Origin of the sequence: Streptomyces sp. SID5785, assembly GCF_009870065.1 — a bacterium.
Classification (GTDB): domain Bacteria; phylum Actinomycetota; class Actinomycetes; order Streptomycetales; family Streptomycetaceae; genus Streptomyces.
Genome location: NZ_WWIA01000261.1, coordinates 1 through 16,324, shown reverse-complemented (window position 1 = coordinate 16,324; position 16,324 = coordinate 1). Strand labels below are relative to the sequence as shown.

Here is a 16,324-nt window from a genome sequence, read left to right as displayed (position 1 = left end):
CGACACCGGTCCCCGACGGCGGGCCGTCGCGGCCCGGGACGGCGGACTGCGCCCGACGCCGGGCCGAACGCCCCGGAGGGGGCGGGTGGGTGGGATCAGGCTCCGGCCACGACGCGCAGAGCCCGGACAGACCACCCGCCCACGGCAACGACAGGGCCGACACGAGCGTTCACCCGGGGCCGGAGGCCGATGGGCTCGGGCGGTGTCGCGGCGGCCTGCGCCACCCCGTCCCGCCCAACCCCGTCCCGCCCCCGCCGGAGGCGCTACGCCGACATCGGTCTCTGCACCCGGATCGACTGCAACAGCCCCACCGCCACCCACACGGCGAACATCGACGACCCTCCGTACGAGACGAACGGCAGCGGCAGTCCCGCGACCGGCATGATGCCGAGGGTCATGCCGATGTTCTCGAACGCCTGAAAGGCGAACCACGCGATGATCCCGGCGGCGACGATCGTCCCGTACAGCTCGGTGGTCTCGCGGGCGATCCGGCAGGCCCGCCACAGCACCACTCCGAGCAGCAGCAGGATCAGCCCGGCCCCGGCGAAGCCGAGCTCCTCCCCCGCCACGGTGAACACGAAGTCCGTCTGCTGCTCGGGCACGAACTGCCCGGTGGTCTGCGAGCCGTGGAAGAGCCCGGACCCGGTCAGCCCGCCCGAGCCGATGGCGATGCGCGCCTGGTTGGTGTTGTAGCCGACGCCGGCCGGGTCGAGCGCCGGGTTGGCGAACGCCGCGAACCGCGCGATCTGGTAGTCGTCGAGGACACCGAGCTTCCAGATCGCGACCGCGCCCGCCGCGCCGACGCCGATCAGCCCGAGCACCCAGCGGTTGGACGCGCCGGAGGAGAGCAGCACGCCGAGCACGATCATCACCATGACCATGACGGACCCGAGGTCCGGCATCAGCATGACGACCATCATGGGGACGGCGGCGAGCCCGAGGGCCTGGAGGACGGTGCGGTGGTCGGGGTGCTCCCGGTCACCGGTGTCGACCCGCGCGGCGAGCAGCATCGACATCCCGAGGATGATCGTGATCTTCACGAACTCGGAGGGCTGCAGCGAGAAGCCGCCGCCGATGATGATCCAGGCGTGCGCACCGTTGACGGTCGCGCCGAGCGGCGTCAGCACGAGCAGCACCAGGAAGACCGAGATGCCGTAGAGGATCGGCACGGCGGTGCGCAGGGTGCGGTGGCCGAGCCAGATCGTGCCGGCCATGAGCGCGATCCCGATGCCGGTGTTGAGCAGGTGCCGGAACAGGAAGTAGTACGGGTCGCCCTGGTTGAGCTCGGTGCGGTTGCGGGTCGCGGAGTAGACGAGCGCCGCGCCGATCAGCGACAGCGCGACGGCCGACAGGAGGATGGGCCAGTCGAGCCGGCGCATCACCGAGTCGCGGGCCATGAGCCGCGACATGGTGGAGCGCTGGGGCCCGTACCCGGAGACGGAGAAGCCGTTGGAGCCGGCCATGGGTGCTCAGTCCCTCCTGCCGTACGCGGAGGCGGGCAGCGCCCCGGCGAGTTCCTGCTGGGCCGGCGGCTCGTCCTTCTGCGGTGCGTACGGCTCGATCTTCGGGGCGTCGATGGACCCGTCGGGCGCGATCTTCGGCAGGTTCTTCTCGGGCTGGGGCAGCAGGGCCTTCTTCTTGTTCTGCTTGCCGTTCTCGTCGATGCCGTAGAGGGCGTCGTAGATCTTGCGCACGGCGGGGCCGGAGGCGCCGGAACCCGTACCACCCTGGGAGATCGTCATGACGATCGAGTAGTCCTTGGTGTAGGTCGCGAACCACGAGGTCGTCTGCTTGCCGTAGACCTCCGCCGTACCGGTCTTGGCGTGCATCGGGATCTTGTCCTGGGGCCAGCCGCCGAAGCGCCAGGCCGCCGTACCGCGGGTCGCCACTCCCGCCAGTGCCTCGTCTATCTGGTCGCGGGTCTTCGCGTTCATCGGGAGCTTGCTGTTGACCTTCGGCGCGATCTCGCTGACGTGCTTGCCGTCGGCGCTGACGACGGCCTTGGCGATCTCGGGCTGGTGCAGGGTGCCGCCGTTGGAGATCGCGGCGTAGATGGACGCCATCTGGATGGGCGTCACGAGGGTGTCGCCCTGGCCGATGGAGTAGTTGACCGTGTCACCGGCGCGCATCTGGTTGCCCTCCAGGCAGTTCTCGTAGGAGAGCCGCTGGATGTAGTCGCCGTCCTTCTTGCCGGCCTTGCACCAGGAGTCCTTGTTGGCCTTCCAGAAGTCCTGCTTCCACTTACGGTCCGGGATGCGGCCGCTGACCTCGCTGGGCAGGTCGATGCCGGTCTTCTTGCTGAGGCCGAACTGCTTGGCCGTCTTGAAGAACCAGTCGTGGGCGTTCTTCTTGGGCTTGGTGCCGCCGTCCTTCTTCCACTCGTTGTGGGCGAGTCCGTAGAAGACGGTGTCGCAGGAGACCTCGAGGGCGCGGCCGAGGCTGATCGGCCCGTAGTTCTCCGACTCGAAGTTCTTGAAGACCTGGCTGCCGATGGAGTACGAGCTGGTGCAGGGGTACTTGCCGTCGAACGGGTAGCCCGCGTTGACCGCGGCCGTCGTCGAGACGACCTTGAAGATCGAGCCGGGGGCTGCCTGGCCCTGGGTGGCGCGGTTGAGCAGCGGGTAGTTGGACTTCTTGCCGGTGAGCTTGGCGTAGTCCTTGCCGGAGATGCCGCCGACCCAGGCGTTCGGGTCGTAGGCCGGGTTGGAGGCCATCGCGACGACGCGGCCGGTCTTGGCCTCCATCACGACGACGGCGCCGGAGTCCGCCTTGTAGTTCTCGCCGGTGTTCTTGTCGAACTCGTGGCGGGCGGCCTCCATCGCCTCGTTGAGCTCGTACTCGGCGACGGACTGGACGCGGGCGTCGATGGACGTGACCACGTTGGCGCCCGGCTCGGCCTTGTCGCTCTTGGCACGGCCGATGACGCGGCCGAGGTTGTCGACCTCGTAGCGGGTGACGCCTGCCTTGCCGCGCAGGTCCTTGTCGTAGGTGCGCTCGAGGCCGGAGCGGCCGACCTGGTCGGAGCGCAGGTACGGGGACGAGGTGTCCTTGGCCTTCTCGATCTCGGCGTCGGTGACCGGGGAGAGGTAGCCGAGGACCTGTGCGGTGTTGGAGCCGCCGGGGCCCGCGTAGCGGCGCACGGCGGTGGGTTCGGCGGTGATGCCGGGGAAGTCCTCGCCGCGTTCGCGGATCTGCAGGGCCTGCTTCGGGGTGGCCTCGTCGGTGATGGGGATGGGCTGGTACGGCGAGCCGTTCCAGCAGGGCTGCGGCGTCTTCGCGTCGCACAGCCGGACCTTCTCCATGACCTCCTGGGGCTTCATGCCGAGGACGCCGGCGAGCTTGGTGAGGACGCCCTTGCCGTCGTCCTCCATCTTCATCAGCTCGGTGCGGGAGGCGGAGACCACGAGGCGGGTCTCGTTGTCCGCGATGGGGATGCCGCGCGCGTCGAGGATGGAGCCGCGCACGGCGGGCGTGACGACCTGCTGGACGTGGTTGCCCGAGGCCTCCTTGGCGTACTCGTCGCCGTTGCGCACCTGGAGGTACCAGAGGCGGCCGCCGAGCGTGAGCAGGAGGGAGAGGACGAGGATCTGCAGAACGACGAGGCGGATCTGGACGCGGGGCGTCCGTCCGGTCTCCGGAATGTTGGTCACAGTCGCTTGACCCCCTTGATGCGTCCTGCGCGTGCCGAGCGTGCCTTGACGGCCTTCATCCGCAGTCCCCCGCGCTGGTTGCCGATGCGCAGCCCGGTGCCGGAGGACAGCCAGCCTGCGGAGACGTCGGTGGCCTTGGAGCCGCCGCCCGCGGTGTCGGCCAGCGGATCGTTCTCGGTGCGTCTCGCGAGTGCCATGACGCCGGGCACGACGAACGGCGCGAGCAGCAGGTCGTAGAGCGCGGCGGTGAACAGCAGGCTGCCGAGGCCGACGTGGCGGGCCGCGGTGTCGCCGACGAGAGCGCCGACGCCCGCGTACAGGAGTGTCGTGCCGACCGCGGCGGCGACCACGACGAGCATGGGCCCGGAGGCGGTGCGCAGCCGGCCGCTGTCGGGCTTGGCGAGCCCGGCGAGGTAGCCGATGACGCAGAGCACGAGGGCGTAGCGGCCGGCCGCGTGGTCGGCGGGCGGGGCGAGGTCGGCGAGCAGGCCCGCGCCGAAGCCGACGAGGGCGCCGCCGACGTGTCCGTAGACGAGCGCGAGACCGAGGACGGTCAGGAGCAGCAGGTCGGGGACGGCGCCGGGCAGCTGGAGGCGGGCGAGCACGCAGACCTGGACGACCAGGGCGACGATGACGAGTGCGGTGGACAGGAGGATCCGGTTGAGGCGCATGTTTCTCGGGTCCCCCTGCTACTGGTCGTTGGCATTGTTGGCGGCGTCGCCCGCCTGGGCCTCGCCGTCGGCGGGCGCCTCGCCGTTCGCGGGCGCCTCCCCGTTCCCGTTCGCGGCGGCGTCCCCGTCTGCGGCGGCGTCTCCGTTCCCCGCGGCGTCTCCGTCCGCGGGAGCGGACGGGGTGGCGGTGACCGTGACGGTGGGCGCGGGCTTGGGCTTGGCCGGGAGCACCGCGTCGCGCGGGTCGGTGCGCGGGGCCTGGACGACGATGCCGACGATGTCGAGCTTGGTGAAGGCGACGTACGGCTGGACGTAGACGGTACGGGTCAGGTCGCCGCCGGACGGATCGACGCGGATGACCTTGCCGACCGGGACGCCGGGCACGAAGGGCTTGTCGGCCTGCGAGCCGAAGGTGACGAGCCGTTCGCCCTTCTTGACCTTGGCCTTGCCGTTGAGCAGCTGGACGCGCAGCGCCCGGTCGCCCTGGCCGGAGGCGAAGCCGAGCTCGTCGCTCTTCTCCATCCGGGTGCCGACGGTGAAGTCCGGGTCGTTGGCGAGCAGGACCGTCGCGGTGCCGGGGCCGACGGTGGTGACGCGGCCGACGAGCCCGTCGCCGTTGAGCACCGTCATGTCGCGCTTGATGCCGTCGTCGGCGCCGGCGTCGATGGTCACGGTCCAGGAGAAGCCCTGCGCGGACCCTATGGCGATGACCTGGGCGCCCTTGATGCCGTACTGGCCGGCACCGGCCGTCTTCAGCATCGTGTCGAGCTGGCGGATCTTGCTGCGGTTGCGGTCGTCGCTGCCGAGCTTGGCCTTCAGCGCGGCGTTCTCCCGCTCGAGCCGGCTGATCCGGTCGTGCCGGGCTCCGGAATCGCGTACCGCGCTTATGGCGTTGCCGATCGGATCGACCGCTCCGGAGACGCCGTTCTCCACCGGTCCGAAGACCTTGGCGGCGGCCTGGCGGGCACCGTGGACCGGTGAGTCCTCCCCGCCCCGGATGTCCACCGTGATCAGTGCGAACGCGATGGCGATCAGCAGCACCAGGAGCAGCCGGCTCTCTCGTGTGTCCCTCACGTGCGGCGGCCGTGCCTTCCTCAATCAGAAATCAGAAAACGGGTGTCTCAGGATGTCTGGTGATGTGCCTGAGCATCTCGGTATATCTCGGGATGCCGACGGATGTCTGTAGTTGTCCGGGAAATTCTCGATGTCTTTGTCGCGCCTTGGGCGACTTGTCACGTCTTGCCTATATATCAGCGATCCGCCGCACGAAGTGGCAGGCACTCGTACGGCGGACCCACCCTTTCAGGTGCGCGCTGCGCTCATCGGCGCGGCTGGGCGTCCAGCACCTGCTGGAGCGCCTCGAACTCCTCGACGCACTTTCCGGAGCCGAGCGCCACCGAGTCCAGCGGGTCCTCGGCGATGTGGATCGGCATTCCGGTCTCTCTGCGCAGCCGCTCGTCCAGGCCGCGCAGCAGGGCGCCGCCGCCGGTCAGGACGATGCCGCGGTCCATCACGTCGCCGGACAGCTCCGGCGGGCACTTGTCGAGCGTGGTCTTGACCGCGTCGACGATCGCGTTGACCGGCTCCTCGATCGCCTTGCGCACCTCGGCGGCCGAGATGACGACGGTCTTCGGCAGACCGGACACGAGGTCACGGCCGCGGATCTCGGTGTGCTCGTCGGAGTCCAGGTCGTACGCGGAGCCGATCGTGATCTTGATCTGCTCGGCGGTCCGCTCACCGAGGAGGAGCGAGTACTCCTTCTTGATGTGCTGGATGATCGCGTTGTCCAGCTCGTCGCCCGCGACGCGGATCGACTGTGCCGTCACGATGCCGCCGAGCGAGATGACCGCGACCTCCGTGGTGCCGCCGCCGATGTCCACCACCATGTTGCCCGTGGCCTCGTGGACCGGGAGGCCGGAGCCGATGGCCGCGGCCATGGGCTCCTCGATGATGTGCACCTGGCGGGCACCGGCCTGCGAGGAGGCCTCGATGACCGCGCGGCGCTCGACGCCGGTGATGCCGGACGGGACGCAGACGACGACTCGGGGCCGGGCCAGGTAGCGCCGCTTGTGGATCTTCAGGATGAAGTAGCGGAGCATGCGCTCGGTGATCTCGAAGTCGGCGATCACGCCGTCCTTGAGAGGGCGCACCGCCACGATGTTGCCCGGCGTGCGTCCGATCATTTTCTTGGCTTCGGCGCCGACCGCGAGAATGCCACCGGTGTTGGTGTTGATCGCGACCACGGACGGCTCGTTGAGTACGATCCCGCGGCCCCTGACGTACACCAGCGTGTTGGCGGTCCCGAGGTCGACAGCCATGTCACGGCCGATGAACGACATTGAGTTCCCCATCAGGATTCGTCTGGCCTTCCCAAGTGGAGCGTGTGATTGCTTGTCAGGTAGGCGAGGTTGGTCGCGGTGCGCGCGTGGAGGCTCCATCGTAGTCTCGCCTGCACGAGCGCGGCGCGAGGGTCTTCGCCATTGTCAGCAGATGAATCCCCGCCTCGCTATTGGGGACGTGCCGACGGGGTGTCGCGTTCCCCCGATCGGGGCGCATATGCCAAAGAGCGGCCCAATTTCTCGGGCCGCTCCGGGCGCAGAGGCCGGTCGGTCGCAGTCCGTGACTGACTCGGCGTCAGAAAATGGCGCGGGCCCGTCTCAGCGGCTGAGACGGGCTGCCGTCCGGATCAGACGAGCCCCGGGAAGAAGATCTTCAGCTCGCGCTCGGCGGACTCCTCGGAGTCGGAGGCGTGGATCAGGTTCTCCCGGACGATGACGCCGAAGTCGCCGCGGATCGAGCCCGGGGCGGCCGCGATCGGGTCCGTCGGGCCGGCCAGCTGGCGCACGCCCTCGATGACGCGCTCGCCCTCGACGACCAGCGCCACGACGGGGCCGGACGACATGAACGCGACGAGCGGCTCGTAGAACGGCTTGCCCTGGTGCTCGCCGTAGTGCTGCTCCAGCGTCTCCTGGCTCAGGGAACGCAGCTCCAGGGCGCTGATCGTCCACCCGGCCTTGCGCTCGATACGGCCGATGATCTCGCCGATCAGGCCGCGGCGGACGGCGTCGGGCTTGAGCAGGACGAGCGTGCGCTGGGTCATGCGGCTGGACTCCTTGTAAGGCCTCGGGTGTGCGGTGCGGCCGAGTTTACGGGGGCCACGGGGCGCCCTGGGCCCGGCCCCTCGCCGTAGCTCCGGCGGTCTCGTCGCCGAGTACGGCCGGTGGGGCTTCTCGCGCAGTTCCCCGCGCCCCTGAAATGCAGACCCTTCGGGTCGCATTTCCCCGATGAGGCGCAGCCTCATCAGGGGCGCGGGGAGCTGCGCGACCGGCCCCCACCGGCCCGCACCGGGCGACGAGACCCGGATCAGGCGGCCCCGGACGACCCCTGCTCGGCCCAGCGGAGCTTCGCCTCGTCGATCTTCCGCCCGAAGTGGATCGACGCCCACCACAGCCCCGCGAAGCACAGCCCCAGGAAGAACATGAGCGGCACGAAGAACCCGCTCACGATCAGCGCGATCTGCAGCGCCCACCCGAGCTGCACACCCCCGGGCCGCGTCACCATCCCGCACAACAGCACACTGAGCACCATCGCGACCCCGCACACCGTCCACACCAGGCCGGACGACAGGTCGGGGTCCTTCATGGCCACCAGCCCGGCGAACCCGATGATGAAGAACTCACCGATCAGGGTCGAGGAACACAACGTACGCACAGCGGATCAGCCCTTCCCGAGCAACAGCCTGGCCTCGCCGACCGTGATCACGGACCCGGTGACGAGCACTCCCCCGCCCGCGTACTCGCCCTCTTCCTCGGCGAGCGTGATCGCGGCCTCCAGCGCGTCGTCGAGCCGCGGCTCGACCTGGACGCGGTCCTCGCCGAACACCTCCACCGCGATGCCCGCCAGTTCGTCGGCGTCCATCGCACGATGGCTCGAGTTCTGCGTGACGACGATCTCCGCGAAGATCGGCTCGAACGCCTCGAGCAGCCCGCGGACGTTCTTGTCGGCGCTCGCGCCGACGACACCGATCAGCCGGCTGAAGTCGAAGACCTCGCCGATCGCCTCGGCGGTGACTCGCGCCCCCGCCGGATTGTGCGCGGCGTCGAGCACGACGGTCGGCGAGCGGCGCACCACCTCCAGACGGCCCGGCGAGCTCACCGCGGCGAACGCCGTACGGATCGTGTCGATGTCCAGCGGCCGCGCGTGCTCGGAACCGATCCCGAAGAACGCCTCGACGGCGGACAGCGCCACCGCCGCGTTGTGCGCCTGGTGGGCGCCGTGCAGCGGGAGGAAGACCTCCTCGTACTCGCCGCCGAGCCCGCGCAGCGTCACGAGCTGGCCGCCGACGGCGACCTGCCGGGAGACGACGCCGAACTCGAGGCCCTCGCGGGCCACGGTCGCGTCCGTCTCGACGGCCTTCTTGAGGATGACCTGCGCCGCGTCCACCGGCTGCTGGGCCATGATCACGGTGGCGCCCTGCTTGATGATCCCGGACTTCTCGACGGCGATCTCGCCCGGCGTGGAGCCGAGCCGGTCCGTGTGGTCCAGGTCGATGGGGGTGATGACGGCGACCGAGCCGTCGATCACGTTCGTCGCGTCCCAGCTGCCGCCCATGCCGACCTCGACGACCGCGACGTCCACCGGGGCGTCCGCGAAGGCCGCGTAGGCCATGCCGGTCAGCACCTCGAAGAACGACAGCCGGTACTCCTGCTGTGCGTCGACGAGCTCGACGTACGGCTTGATGTCCTCGTACGTCTCGATGAAGCGCTCGTGGGCGATCGGGGCGCCGTCCAGGCTGATGCGCTCGGTGACCGACTGCACGTGCGGCGACGTGTACCGCCCCGTGCGCAGCTCGAAGGCGCCGAGCAGGGCCTCGATCATCCGGGCCGTCGACGTCTTCCCGTTCGTCCCCGTGATGTGGATCGAGGGGTACGCGCGCTGCGGGTCGCCCAGCACGTCCATCAGGGCCTCGATGCGGCTGACGGACGGTTCCAGCTTCGTCTCGCCCCAGCGCGTCGCCAGGTCGGCCTCGACCGCGCGCAGCGCCTTCTCCACCTCGGGGTCCTCGGGCCGGGCCGGGATCCCGTCGCCCTGCGGGGGGCCGCCCTGGGTGCGCAGGGTGCGGCTGCCCGCCTCGATCACCGCGAGGTCGGGGTCGCGGGTGGTCTCTTCGCCGACGATGTCGTCGAAGGCGTCGGGAGCGCCCGGCACGCCGTCGGGCTCGTGGTCGTCGCTGCTGTCGCGCGGGGGGAGGTCACTCACACCCGCCAGTCTACGGAGCCCCGCCGACAGCGCCGCCCCCCGCACCCCGGGCACAGGTCCATCCGCCGTAAACCGTCCGGCCCGCCCGGCGCGGTGAGCCCCGGGCCCCGCGGCCCGGGGTTCCAATCGGACCATGTGGTACGCACATCAACCCGGCCGTCGCACACGGCAGATCCTCGGTGACGGCGCGGTGCTGCTGTGGACCGGCGGGTGGGCCGTGGCCGCCGTCGTCACGCACCGGCTGAACACCGCGGGCGACCGTCCCGCCCCGCACCCGGGCGGCCGGCTGCCGCTGCTCGGCCCCCGCATGAACGGCACCCTGCACGACGTCGCCCTGGCGAGCGGCCGGATCGCGGACGCGGCACCGGCGGGGCCCGCACCGGCCCGCACCCTGGCGCTGTTCGCCGCCCTCGCCCTGTTCGCAGTGCCGGTGGGGCTGCTGCTGGCCGTGTGGCTGCCGCGGCGGCTGCGCTGGGTGCGGCAGGCGGCCGCCGCACGGGATCTCGCCACCACCGAGGACGGCCGCGAACTCCTCGCCCTGCGCACCCTGCTGCGCCCTCTCGACGACGTGGGCCGCACCGCGGGCGCGCTGCCCGACTCGACGCCGGGGAGCCTCGCCGAGGGCTGGCGCGAGGGCGACCCGGCCACCCTGGACGCCCTCGCCGAGGCCGAACTGGTCCGCCTCGGGCTCCGCACCGTGTGAGCGCTGCGCGCCGCCTTCTCCTGGGGCCCGAGGGACTGAGGGCCCGAAAGACTTAGGGCCCGAAAGACGGCGAAGGCCCCCGGAACCGTGCGGTTCCGGGGGCCTCACCACTGCGTCACGCCTGCGGCAGCCGGTCCAGCTGCGCCTGGATGCGGGCGATGTCCTCGCCCGCCTTGGCGAGCCGTCCCTTGATCTTGTCGACGACCTGGTCGGGCGCCTTGGCGAGGAACGCCTCGTTGCCCAGCTTGCCCTCGGCCTGCGCCTTGTCCTTCTCGGCGGCCGCGAGGTCCTTGGCCAGCCGCTTGCGCTCGGCCGCCACGTCGATCGCGCCCGACAGGTCGAGGGCGATCTCGATCCCGGCCACCGGCAGCGTGGCGCTCGCGGCGAACGCGTCGCCCTCCGGCTGGAGCTTCAGGAGCTGGCGGACGGCCGCCTCGTGCGGGGCGAGCGGGCTGCCGTCGAGGGCCAGGCGGGCCGGGACCTTCTGGCCCGCCTTGAGGCCCTGCTCGGCCTTGAAGCGGCGGACCTCGACGACGACGTCCTTGACCGTCTCGATCTCCCGCTCGGCGGCCTCGTCGCGGAAGCCCGAGTCGGCCGGCCAGTCCGCGAGGACGACCGTCTCGCCGCCGGTCAGCGTCGTCCACAGGGTCTCCGTGACGAACGGGACGATCGGGTGCAGGAGCCGCAGCGTCACGTCCAGGACCTCGCCGAGGACCCGGCCCGAGACCTTCGCCGGCTCTCCGCCCGCCATGAACGTCGTCTTCGACAGCTCGACGTACCAGTCGAAGACCTCGTCCCACGCGAAGTGGTAGAGCGCGTCGGAGAGCTTCGCGAACTGGTAGTCGTCGTAGAACGCGTCGACCTCGGCCACCGTCTTGTTCAGCCGGGACAGGATCCAGCGGTCCGTCGCCGACATCTGCGCGGGCTCCGGCAGCGGGCCCTCGACCGTCGCGCCGTTCATCAGCGCGAAGCGGGTGGCGTTCCAGATCTTGTTCGCGAAGTTGCGGGAGGCCTGGACCCAGTCCTCGCCGATCGGGACGTCGATGCCCGGGTTGGCGCCCCTGGCCAGGGTGAAGCGCAGGGCGTCGGAGCCGTACTTGTCCATCCAGTCCAGCGGGTTCACGACGTTGCCGAAGGACTTCGACATCTTCTTGCCGTTCTCGTCACGGACCATGCCGTGGAACGCGATCGTGCGGAACGGCGGCTGGCCGTCCATCGCGTAGAGACCGAACATCATCATCCGCGCGACCCAGAAGAACATCAGGTCGTACCCCGTGACCAGGACCGAGTTCGGGTAGAACTTCTCGAGGTCCGGGGTCTGCTCGGGCCAGCCCAGCGTGGAGAACGGCCACAGGCCGGAGGAGAACCAGGTGTCGAGGACGTCCGTGTCCTGCTCCCAGCCCTCGCCCGTCGGCGGCTCCTCGTCGGGGCCGACGCAGACCAGCTCGCCGTTCGGACCGTGCCAGACCGGGATGCGGTGACCCCACCACAACTGGCGCGAGATGCACCAGTCGTTGAGGTTGTCGACCCAGTCGAAGTACCGCTGCGACATGTCGGCCGGGTGGATGTCGACCCGCCCGTCGCGGACCGCGTCGCCCGCGGCCTTCGCGAGCGTCTCGACCTTGACCCACCACTGCAGCGACAGGCGCGGCTCCAGCGTCGTCTTGCAGCGCGAGCAGTGGCCGACCGAGTGGACGTAGGGCCGCTTCTCCGCGACGATCCGGCCCTCGGCGCGCAGGGCGGCGACGATCGCGGAGCGGGCCTCGAAGCGGTCCAGGCCCTCGAAGGGGCCGTGGACGGTGATGACGCCGCGCTCGTCGAGGACCTCGATGGACTCGAGGTCGTGGCGCTGGCCGATCGCGAAGTCGTTGGGGTCGTGCGCCGGCGTCACCTTGACGGCGCCGGTGCCGAACTCCGGGTCGACGTGCGTGTCGGCGACGACCGGGATGGTCCGGTCGGTCAACGGCAGCTTGATGCGCTTGCCGATCAGGTGCGCGTACCGCTCGTCGTCCGGGTGGACGGCGACGGCCGTGTCGCCGAGCATCGTCTCCGCGCGCGTGGTGGCGACGACGATGGTCTCCTCGCCCTCGCCGTACTGCATGGAGACGAGCTCGCCGTCGTCGTCCTGGTAGTCGACCTCGATGTCCGAGATGGCGGTCAGACAGCGCGGGCACCAGTTGATGATGCGCTCGGCGCGGTAGATCAGCTCGTCGTCGAACATCTTCTTGAAGACGGTCTGGACGGCGCGGGACAGCCCCTCGTCCATGGTGAAGCGGTCCCGACTCCAGGCCAGGCCCTCACCGAGGCGCCGCATCTGCCCGGCGATCTGCCCGCCGGACTCGGCCTTCCACTCCCAGACGCGCTCGACGAAGGCGGTCCGGCCCAGGTCGTGACGGGACTTGCCCTCCTTGGCGAGCTCACGCTCGACGACGTTCTGCGTGGCGATGCCGGCGTGGTCCATGCCCGGCTGCCACAGCGTCTCGAAGCCCTGCATGCGCTTGCGGCGGGTGAGGGCGTCGATCAGCGTGTGCTCGAAGGCGTGGCCCAGGTGGAGGGACCCGGTGACGTTCGGCGGCGGGATGACGATCGTGTAGGCCGGCTTCTCGCTCTTCGCGTCGGCCTCGAAGTACCCGCGCTCCACCCAGCGCTCGTACAGCGCCCCCTCTACCTCGGCCGGCGCGTACTGAGTCGGCAGTTCGGAGGTGGGCGCTGGCGTCTGCTGCTGAGAGTTCTCGGTCACGGAGCCAGTTTAGAGGGGTCACAAGGCTGTACTGAAACCGATTCCGGGTGACCGATCCGCACGCGCGTACGTCAGGATGTCGGAAGCACATAAACAGCGGGAGGGAACCCCAGTAATGAGCTACAACCAGCCGGGCCCGTACGGAGGCCAGCAGCCCCAGCAGCCCGGGCCCTACGGCCAGCAGCCGCAGCAGCCGGGACCGTACGGCCAGCAGCCCCAGGCGCCGCAGCCCGGTTACGGCTACCCGCAGCAGGCGCCGCAGCCCGGCTACGGCTACCCGCAGCAGGCGCCGCAGGGGGTCCCGCCCCAGCAGGGCGGCTACAGCCAGCCGCAGCAGCCCGGCCCCTACGGCCAGCAGCAGGCCCCGTACGGCGGCCAGTACCCGCCGGCCCCGCCCGCGTCGGGCGGCGGCAAGAAGACCGGCCTGATCATCGGCGCCGTCGCGGTCGTCGCCGCGCTCGGTGTCGGCGCGTACTTCCTGTTCGGCGGGAGCAGCGCCTCGGTGGCGGACGACGGAGCCCACAAGCTGACGGCCCCGCCGACGGTGCTGGGTGAGTACAAGAAGAGCGACAGCTCCGGTGGCGGCTTCGACGACCAGGACATGAAGGATGCCGAGAAGGACGGCCTGAAGAACGGCACTCCGGTCAACGGCTCCTACGAGGTCAAGGACACGTCCAACCCGCTGGCCGGCAAGGCGCTCCAGTTCCAGGGTGCGTACGGCGAGATCGACGACCCGGACGCCCTGGTCACCGGCATGTTCGCCAAGGCCACGGAGTCGGCCTCCAAGGACGATGGAACCGGTGCCGACAAGACGAAGGGCGAGCTCGTCGGCAGCCCGACGGACTTCAGCACGGACGACTACGTCCTGAAGTGCCAGGAGGTCAAGCTGGAGAGCACGAACAGCTCCAGCTCGACCAGCACCGGCCCCAAGACGATGCGCATGCCGGTCTGCATCTGGGGCGACCACAGCACGGTCGCCATGGTCATCCCCGTCACCATCGCGGACGTGATGGCAGCGAAGGAGCCCGACCTGAAGGCCGCCTCGGACCTCACCGCGAAGCTCCGCTCGGAGGTCCGCGTCAAGGCGTGACGCTCCGCGTCGCCCGCCACGGAGTACGGAGAGGGGCCCCGGTCGGATGTCCGACCGGGGCCCCTCTCGTTGCCGTGTGGCGGGTGCGGCTACGCCGACTTCTGCTCGCCGCTGCCCGTGCCGCGCGCGTCCCTGGGGATCAGGGTCGGGTTCACGTTCGAGTGGACGGCCTCTGCCGTGATGACGACGCGGGCGACGTCCTTGCGGGACGGGACCTCGTACATCACCGACTGGAGGACCTCCTCCATGATCGCGCGCAGGCCGCGTGCGCCGGTGCGGCGCAGGATGGCCTGGTCGGCGATGGCCTCCAGGGCCTCGCGCTCGAAGTCCAGCTCCACGCCGTCGAGTTCGAAGAGGCGCTGGTACTGCTTCACCAGGGCGTTCCGCGGCTCGACGAGGATCTGGAGCAGGGCCTCGCGGTCGAGGTTGTGGACCGAGGTGATCACGGGGAGGCGGCCGATGAACTCGGGGATCATCCCGAACTTCACCAGGTCCTCCGGCATGACCTCCTGGAACTGGTCCTTCTCCTCCAGCTCGCGCTTGGAGTGGATCGTCGCGCCGAAGCCGATGCCCTTGGCGCCGGCCCGCGACTCGATGATCTTCTCCAGACCGGCGAACGCGCCGCCCACGATGAACAGCACGTTCGTCGTGTCGATCTGGATGAACTCCTGGTGCGGGTGCTTGCGGCCGCCCTGCGGGGGGACGGAGGCCGTCGTGCCCTCGAGGATCTTCAGGAGGGCCTGCTGGACGCCCTCGCCCGACACGTCACGCGTGATCGACGGGTTCTCGCTCTTGCGGGCGACCTTGTCGATCTCGTCGATGTAGATGATCCCGGTCTCGGCCTTCTTGACGTCGTAGTCCGCGGCCTGGATCAGCTTCAGCAGGATGTTCTCGACGTCCTCGCCGACATAGCCCGCCTCGGTGAGCGCGGTGGCGTCGGCGATGGCGAACGGGACGTTCAGCATGCGCGCCAGTGTCTGGGCGAGGAGTGTCTTGCCCGAGCCGGTCGGGCCGAGCAGCAGGATGTTGGACTTCGCGAGTTCGATCGCGTCGTCACGGCCCTGCGCTCCGCCGTTCTCCCCGGCCTGGACGCGCTTGTAGTGGTTGTACACGGCCACGGAGAGCGCCTTCTTGGCGGCTTCCTGGCCGACGACGTAGCTCTCGAGGAACTCGTAGATCTCGCGAGGCTTGGGCAGTTCCTCCCAGCGCACCTCGCTCGTCTCCGCGAGCTCTTCCTCGATGATCTCGTTGCAGAGGTCGATGCACTCGTCGCAGATGTACACACCGGGGCCTGCGATGAGCTTCTTGACCTGCTTCTGGCTCTTTCCGCAGAACGAGCACTTGAGCAGATCGCCGCCGTCACCGATGCGTGCCACGAGGTGCTTCCCCTTCGCCTGGGAGACGCTCGCACAAAGCGGCTCCTGGTGCCTGTATCCGACGGTACCTTGCCGGGCCCCCCGTTCGGGCCCCCCTTGGCACGGTTCACTTCGACGTGAACGACGTGAACCGTGCCGGGGAACGGCAGACGATACAGCGTGCTGTTACGCGACCGCCTCGTTGTTCATCTTGCGCGTCGAGATGATCTGGTCGACCAGGCCGTACGCGAGGGCGTCCTCGGCGGTCAGGATCTTGTCGCGCTCGATGTCGTCGCGGATCTTCTCGATCGGCGTCGTCGAGTGCTTGGCCAGCATCTCCTCCAGCTGCGTGCGCATGCGGAGGATCTCGTTGGCCGCGATCTCCAGGTCGGAGAGCTGCTCGCGGCCGGTGCCGCCGGAGGGCTGGTGGATCAGGACGCGCGCGTTCGGCAGGGCCATGCGCTTGCCCGGGGTGCCGGCGGCGAGGAGCACGGCGGCCGCGGAGGACGCCTGGCCCATGCAGACCGTCTGGATGTCCGGCTTCACGAACTGCATCGTGTCGTAGATGGCCGTGAGGGCCGTGAACGAGCCGCCGGGGCTGTTGATGTAGATGGAGATGTCACGGTCGGGGTCCATCGACTCCAGGCACAGCAGCTGCGCCATGACGTCGTTGGCCGACGCGTCGTCGATCTGCACGCCGAGGAAGATCACGCGCTCCTCGAAGAGCTTCGCGTACGGGTCGTACTCGCGCACGCCCTGCGAGGTGCGCTCGACGAAGCGCGGGATCACGTACCGGTTGTCGACCTGCGGGCCCGTGTAGAGGCCGCTGCCGGGGATGTTGTTCATGATGGCGGTA

General features: G+C 69.9%; 13 protein-coding genes. 2 read left to right on the top strand and 11 right to left on the bottom strand.

Annotation, left to right across the window (positions count from 1 at the left end; genetic code table 11):
- Nucleotides 1-263 precede the first annotated feature (263 nt).
- The 8 genes from rodA to GTW43_RS08095 form a co-directional block, all read right to left on the bottom strand.
- Nucleotides 264-1,463: a rod shape-determining protein RodA gene (gene rodA, locus GTW43_RS08130; protein ID WP_161300958.1), complete on the bottom strand. Its 1,200-nt coding sequence runs from the start codon at nucleotides 1,461-1,463 to the stop codon at nucleotides 264-266.
- Nucleotides 1,464-1,469: 6 nt separating this feature from the next.
- Nucleotides 1,470-3,650, bottom strand: coding sequence for a penicillin-binding protein 2 (gene mrdA / locus GTW43_RS08125; protein ID WP_161300957.1), 2,181 nt, complete (start codon nucleotides 3,648-3,650; stop codon nucleotides 1,470-1,472).
- A complete protein-coding gene (gene mreD, locus GTW43_RS08120; RefSeq protein ID WP_161300956.1) occupies nucleotides 3,647-4,321 on the bottom strand; it encodes a rod shape-determining protein MreD in 675 nt (224 codons plus the stop codon). The genes mrdA and mreD overlap by 4 nt, the downstream gene beginning before the upstream one ends.
- An 18-nt stretch (nucleotides 4,322-4,339) precedes the next feature.
- Nucleotides 4,340-5,395 (bottom strand): rod shape-determining protein MreC, encoded by a 1,056-nt coding sequence (gene mreC, locus GTW43_RS08115; RefSeq protein WP_161300955.1) that lies wholly within the window; start codon nucleotides 5,393-5,395, stop codon nucleotides 4,340-4,342.
- Between the two features lie 245 nt (nucleotides 5,396-5,640).
- Entirely contained in the window at nucleotides 5,641-6,660 is a 1,020-nt protein-coding gene (locus tag GTW43_RS08110) for a rod shape-determining protein (RefSeq protein WP_059131610.1), read from the bottom strand.
- A 347-nt stretch (nucleotides 6,661-7,007) separates the two neighbouring features.
- Nucleotides 7,008-7,421: a nucleoside-diphosphate kinase gene (gene ndk / locus GTW43_RS08105; RefSeq protein WP_161300954.1), complete on the bottom strand. Its 414-nt coding sequence runs from the start codon at nucleotides 7,419-7,421 to the stop codon at nucleotides 7,008-7,010.
- Nucleotides 7,422-7,684: 263 nt separating this feature from the next.
- Nucleotides 7,685-8,032 (bottom strand): DUF4233 domain-containing protein, encoded by a 348-nt coding sequence (locus GTW43_RS08100; RefSeq protein ID WP_161300953.1) that lies wholly within the window; start codon nucleotides 8,030-8,032, stop codon nucleotides 7,685-7,687.
- A gap of 6 nt (nucleotides 8,033-8,038) precedes the next feature.
- On the bottom strand, nucleotides 8,039-9,529 hold the full coding sequence (locus GTW43_RS08095; RefSeq protein WP_161300960.1) for a folylpolyglutamate synthase/dihydrofolate synthase family protein: 1,491 nt from the start codon (nucleotides 9,527-9,529) through the stop codon (nucleotides 8,039-8,041).
- 184 nt (nucleotides 9,530-9,713) lie between these two features.
- Here GTW43_RS08095 and GTW43_RS08090 point away from each other — a divergent pair, with 184 nt between their 5' ends.
- Nucleotides 9,714-10,283: a hypothetical protein gene (locus GTW43_RS08090; RefSeq protein WP_161300952.1), complete on the top strand. Its 570-nt coding sequence runs from the start codon at nucleotides 9,714-9,716 to the stop codon at nucleotides 10,281-10,283.
- Nucleotides 10,284-10,398: 115 nt separating this feature from the next.
- Here the strand turns inward: GTW43_RS08090 and GTW43_RS08085 are convergent, their stop codons facing one another.
- Entirely contained in the window at nucleotides 10,399-13,023 is a 2,625-nt protein-coding gene (locus tag GTW43_RS08085) for a valine--tRNA ligase (RefSeq protein ID WP_161300951.1), read from the bottom strand.
- A gap of 115 nt (nucleotides 13,024-13,138) precedes the next feature.
- Between GTW43_RS08085 and GTW43_RS08080 the strand changes: the two genes are divergently transcribed.
- Nucleotides 13,139-14,113 carry a hypothetical protein gene (locus tag GTW43_RS08080; protein WP_161300950.1) on the top strand — a complete coding sequence of 325 codons (975 nt, stop codon included), beginning with the start codon at nucleotides 13,139-13,141 and terminating at the stop codon, nucleotides 14,111-14,113.
- An 89-nt stretch (nucleotides 14,114-14,202) separates the two neighbouring features.
- Here GTW43_RS08080 and clpX read toward each other — a convergent pair whose 3' ends face one another.
- Together clpX and GTW43_RS08070 are read right to left on the bottom strand one after the other, a co-directional pair.
- Nucleotides 14,203-15,489, bottom strand: a complete 1,287-nt coding sequence (gene clpX, locus GTW43_RS08075) for an ATP-dependent Clp protease ATP-binding subunit ClpX (protein ID WP_161300949.1) — start codon at nucleotides 15,487-15,489, stop codon at nucleotides 14,203-14,205.
- A 165-nt stretch (nucleotides 15,490-15,654) separates the two neighbouring features.
- Nucleotides 15,655-16,314 (bottom strand): ATP-dependent Clp protease proteolytic subunit, encoded by a 660-nt coding sequence (locus tag GTW43_RS08070; RefSeq protein WP_202501198.1) that lies wholly within the window; start codon nucleotides 16,312-16,314, stop codon nucleotides 15,655-15,657.
- Nucleotides 16,315-16,324 lie beyond the last annotated feature (10 nt).

Coding starts and splice junctions, on each gene's coding strand:
- GTW43_RS08110 (WP_059131610.1), bottom strand. CDS start 6,660: ATGTCGTTCATCGGCCGTGACATGGCTGTCGACCTCGGGACCGCCAAC.
- rodA (WP_161300958.1), bottom strand. CDS start 1,463: ATGGCCGGCTCCAACGGCTTCTCCGTCTCCGGGTACGGGCCCCAGCGC.
- GTW43_RS08080 (WP_161300950.1), top strand. CDS start 13,139: ATGAGCTACAACCAGCCGGGCCCGTACGGAGGCCAGCAGCCCCAGCAG.
- GTW43_RS08090 (WP_161300952.1), top strand. CDS start 9,714: ATGTGGTACGCACATCAACCCGGCCGTCGCACACGGCAGATCCTCGGT.
- mreD (WP_161300956.1), bottom strand. CDS start 4,321: ATGCGCCTCAACCGGATCCTCCTGTCCACCGCACTCGTCATCGTCGCC.
- ndk (WP_161300954.1), bottom strand. CDS start 7,421: ATGACCCAGCGCACGCTCGTCCTGCTCAAGCCCGACGCCGTCCGCCGC.
- GTW43_RS08070 (WP_202501198.1), bottom strand. CDS start 16,314: ATGAACAACATCCCCGGCAGCGGCCTCTACACGGGCCCGCAGGTCGAC.